Source organism: Mycobacterium sp. 1245801.1 (assembly GCF_001673055.1).
Classification (GTDB): domain Bacteria; phylum Actinomycetota; class Actinomycetes; order Mycobacteriales; family Mycobacteriaceae; genus Mycobacterium; species Mycobacterium europaeum_A.
Genome location: NZ_LZKY01000320.1, coordinates 1 through 780 on the forward strand (window position 1 = coordinate 1; position 780 = coordinate 780).

Consider the following 780-nt stretch of genomic DNA (forward strand, 5'->3'; position numbering starts at 1 on the left):
CGACGTCAACGTCATCGGGATCACGCTGAGCCGCAATCAGTTTGAGTACAGCAAGAACAAGCTGGCCGGATTGCCGACCAGCCGCAACATCGAGGTGCGGTTGCAGGGCTGGGAAGAGTTCGAGGACAAGGTCGACCGGATCGTCACGATTGGCGCCTTCGAAGCTTTCAAGATGGAGCGCTATCCCGCATTTTTCGAGCGCGCCTACGAGATCCTTCCCGACGACGGCCGAATGCTGTTGCACACCATCTTGACCTACACGCAAAAACAGCAGCACGAGCGCGGTGTTTCCATCACGATGAGCGATATCCGATTCGCTCGATTCATCGGCCAGGAAATTTTCCCGGGTGGACAACTCCCGGCGCAGGAAGACATTTTCAAATTCGGCGAGGCGGCGGGCTTCACGATCGAGCGGGTGCAGCTGCTGCAGCAGCATTACGCGCGGACCCTCAACATCTGGGCGGCCAACCTGGAGGCCAACAAGGACAAGGCGGTCGCCCTGCAGTCCGAAGAGGTCTACGACAAGTACATGAAGTACCTGACCGGCTGCGCGAAGTTGTTCCGTGCGGGCTACACCGACGTCAATCAGTTCACGCTGGAGAAGTAACCGGCCCAGTAAAGCAATCGGCCCCGAACGGTTCACCGTTCGGGGCCGACTTGTCCCGCCCTACTTGACCAACGTGAATTGCCCCACATTGGTGACACCCTTGCGGAAGAAGTTCTCGCAGCCGGTCAGGTAGTGCATGTACTTGTCGTAGACCTCTTCGGACTGCAGGCCGA

At 58.5% G+C, this 780-nt stretch carries 2 protein-coding genes; one reads left to right on the forward strand and one right to left on the reverse strand.

Annotation, left to right across the window (positions count from 1 at the left end; translation table 11 throughout):
• Positions 1-607, forward strand: a 607-nt coding sequence (locus A5622_RS20455) for a class I SAM-dependent methyltransferase (RefSeq protein ID WP_066880869.1), incomplete at its 5' end; no start/stop codon positions are given.
• Positions 608-667: 60 nt separating this feature from the next.
• Here the strand turns inward: A5622_RS20455 and A5622_RS28520 are convergent.
• The coding region (locus A5622_RS28520; protein WP_197508056.1) for a class I SAM-dependent methyltransferase at positions 668-780 on the reverse strand (113 nt) is incomplete at its 5' end.